The 3,847-nt window shown below is 30.5% G+C and carries 1 protein-coding gene and 2 pseudogenes; all 3 read right to left on the bottom strand.

Going from position 1 to position 3,847, the window contains the following annotated elements:
- Positions 1-2,771: pseudogene (locus MAGTDC_RS03570) on the bottom strand (hypothetical protein); the annotation flags it as partial.
- Complete coding sequence (locus MAGTDC_RS03565) at positions 2,771-3,667, bottom strand: cobaltochelatase CobT-related protein (RefSeq protein ID WP_146657076.1); 897 nt, start codon at positions 3,665-3,667, stop codon at positions 2,771-2,773. The gene MAGTDC_RS03565 and the pseudogene MAGTDC_RS03570, both read right to left, overlap by 1 nt.
- Positions 3,658-3,847, bottom strand: a pseudogene (locus MAGTDC_RS05045) (hypothetical protein); the annotation flags it as partial. The gene MAGTDC_RS03565 and the pseudogene MAGTDC_RS05045, both read right to left, overlap by 10 nt.

Here is a 3,847-nt window from a genome sequence, read left to right as displayed (position 1 = left end):
TTGGATTTTGAAGTCAAGTATAAATTCATCGATTTAAAACAACGTTTGTACAAAGCTGTAAATTTTAATATGTACGACTTATATGCTAATTGTAAATCATTTGAAAGTTTAACATTGATGCTATCGAATTCAAAGATGCCGTAACTTTGATGTCTACTTTTTAAGATTATTGTTTCGGTTCTTGATAAATGTCATATATGTTTAATGTATTTCTTTCTTAATAGTTCTAGATTTGTAACAACGTTGTCAACAATATCGTCCAGTTTGTTTCTGTCAGGTCTTCGGACATCGATAACAGTTGCACTTTGTATATCATTTTGTAGTCTTATTGATGAATCTTTATATACCAGAGCATATTGGTTTGGGATATCTGAACCATTATCTGATTCAATGGTGGGTTTAATCTTACCTACTAACACATCATTAGCATGAAGTTTACAACCTATTTTAACAATACCGTTGTTTTGAAGATTGGTTAAATGTTTTGTTGGGATTGTTTTGATTTTGTTAGTTAAGATTTCGTTTTTCTCTAATTCAATATCCACTTGCATTACATGAAGAGACTGAAATGTTCCTTTCGATACAATATCAGATGAAATTAATACAGAATCTTCGAAGTTATATCCTTTCCAACACATAAACGCTACCAACAGGTTGGCACCTAAGCTTAATTCTCCATGGTAATATGATTGACATTCGGCAATGAGTTCACCTTTTGAAACTAATTGTAATGGTAATACTGTTGGTCTAATTCTTATATACATGTTCTGATTATTATGTTTGTTTAATGGCAGTTTATAAACAAAATAACGGTTAATAGCAGTAGTATAGATAATAATTTTTGTTGAATCAACTTTGGTAACAATTCCATTAGATTTAGAGAATATGTTGTTATGACAGTTTTCAGTGATTAATTTTTCTGTACCTGTTCCTACCAATGGGGATTGTGGAGTCAATAATGGAACCGCTTGTTTCTTCATGTTAACCGCCATAAGACATCGTGTTGGATCGTTGTGTTTAAGAAAAGGGATTAAATTCGTTGAAGGAGAAAAGAATTGTTTATCTGAACAATAACATATTTCAGCTTCGGTTAGTTTGGTTAATGAGACTTTGTGGTTTTGTTCACATGTAATCCTATCTCCGAATTGTTTACTTTCTGGTATTATGGTTATATAATTTAATCTTTCGAGATAGCTTAGATATATTATTTGATTACTAATATGGCCGTTATGAATCTTATAATATGCTGTTAGTATGTTTCCGTTAACATCTATGCTTGAATAAGCGGTCAGGGTGAATATTAATCCTATGTTCTGACCTTCTGGTGATTCAATTGGACATAATCCTCCTTGATGTCAACGTTTTACATCTCTTTGTTCCAAGGATAGGGCTTGGTCGTTTGATTCTTCGTTCATACATGTTAGTCTTTGTTCATGGGAAAGTTCACATAAGCTATTGGTTTGTTCAAAGCTTTGACTAAATGATGAGGTGTTTAATGCATTGTATATCTTGGTTTGTAATGTCTTCCATATTGGAAGAGATGGTTCTTGTTTCATGAGATTATCAATTACAGTATCAGCGTTGTTCAAACAAAATAATTCATCTATATTCTGACATATAAGTTTTATTATTTCATCCCCAATACTTCAAACTGTTAATATATCTACATCTTTTGGTGAGATATGCTTATTGGTTTTTGTTAACGTTTTTCATATCATTAATCAGTCTTGCTTTGTTATTTGATCTGAGTCGTAAGCATGTTTTATACCTGTTAGATTGTTTATTCTCTGTCTATCAGACGATGTTAGTCATAGGTTTTTGAACTCGTCTTCTAAGGATTTTATATTACTTCTAACATCAGTTTGAAGATTAACAGCATATATAACTTTGTCTATTAGTTTAAATTTGGTGGAAATATAAGCTATACTTGTTTGATGTAAGGCTGTTCAAGTGTTTAGAGTTAATAACTCACATGAAATTAGAGGGTTTATGTTTTGATGTTTTTCTAAGTTTCTAAACAGGATTACTTTAGTATTTTGACAGATCTCAGTGAAATTTTTGATTAGTCTGTTTGATCTCCGTTTACTATATCACTTTGTGTTGTTTTGGTTCTGAATGTAGTTAAACTTTTGTCATTTTCCGTTGATAAAGGATGCTGTTTCTAGGTTTAATAATGATTTTAATAAATGAGAGTGTTTAGTTCTAAGTTCTAAGAGAGTTATTAAATATAATTCGTAATAATCGTCATATGAAATGATACATTGGTTGCCAGTTGTTATTTCTATGTGTTTGGTGTTAAAGGTGTCAAGTAGTATTTTGTATTCTTTTTCATCTATGTCATAATTAATTGAAGTTGATTTTATTAATTTTGAAATTATTATCTGTTGTTCTGCTTCCGAATATGGATTAAATTCGGTGTTTAGTTTGGGTAAAATTAACTTCGGAAGATCAAAAACAAGATAGTGGCTAATATATGGAATTCTGTTAAGTGTGTCGTATTTAATGTTATTGAATTTGAAGTAGATATAAAATTCGGTATTAAGTGACTTATTAATTATACAACTTAATTCTAAGCTTTTATTCTTAGTTTGATATGGAAATTGATTTGTTAAGAGTAATTTAAGTTTTGATATGTTTATTCCGGAGTTGTTTTTAATACCTATTAAGTTATAATAATATGTTAACTTTTGGGGCTTACAAAGAAACAGTTTGTTTGGTGGATTTTTGTTAGTATTGTTTAGTTTAAGTCTGTTACATCAGGTGACGGACATTATGTTATTAGTTGGGTAATTAGTTTGTTTAAAGTCTTTTTAGAAGTGTATTTGTTGAGGTTGAATCAGTTGTAGAGATTTGTTTTGTTGATATTAATTTTGAGTATTTTGATGTTTGTTTTGTTTAATAATTTAATAATATTATTCATATGGTGGCTTAGTAATTCAGATTTGTTGAGTTTTGATGTGGTGTAGTCGGCTGGGTTGTTATCACAGATTAGTATGTTTGTTTTATAACGATTACAAAAGGTCAATAGTGTTTCACCATCGATGTTTTCTTTGGGGTTGTGGTGATATACTCTTTTGAAGGTTGGTTCTTTATGTAATTCAATTTCATGATTATATTTGATATGGAGTAAGTCGTTAATCCTTCCTGGTTGTGAAGATTTTGTTTGTTCTCAGTATTTAAGGGAATTACCGCCCATTCAGTGTCTTGTCGTATAACATATAATCTCAATATCTTCGAATAGAACTGATATATGCTTTATGAATTTAGTTACAAGTGTAAATTTGTTGGAAGTGGACAACGATTTATCAATTATCAGTCGTAGTTTTCTTGGTTCTTGTTTAATTTCAACGTTGTATCTTGTGTAGATATCAGGTAGGTTATAGTATGCATAATGTAAGAAGTTTTTGTTAATAACTTGTATGGTTTTGTTGGTGTCATGGTTTTTGGTGTTGATGTTTTTAGTTAGATTTAATATTTTATCGAAACGGTTCGTATAGGATTTATACTTCAATGATTTAGTCAGTATGTGTGGATGATCTGATTGGGTATTTTTGTACTTGGTTAAATGGTTGGGTAGTATCAACGTTTGGAGTAGGATGTATTTGTGGATTTGTTTCGATGATGTTGCCAACAGTATGGCACTTGTGGTGTCTAATGCTAAGTACATCTTATGGAACATGAGGAACCAAAGACTTCGGTGTACTTTTCATGGATTAATGATCTGTCGGATTTCTTACATTTGTTCAGGTATGCGTATTTAAATGCTTCACCGATGCTGTTTAATATTATGGTTAATTCGGCTCATGATAATAGACTTCTAATAGAAAATGTGAGGCTAAGCTTACCT

It is taken from the genome of Candidatus Hodgkinia cicadicola, assembly GCF_002774925.1.
The sequence above is the reverse complement of the archived record's forward strand: the minus strand, read 5'-3'. Positions and strand labels throughout refer to the sequence as shown.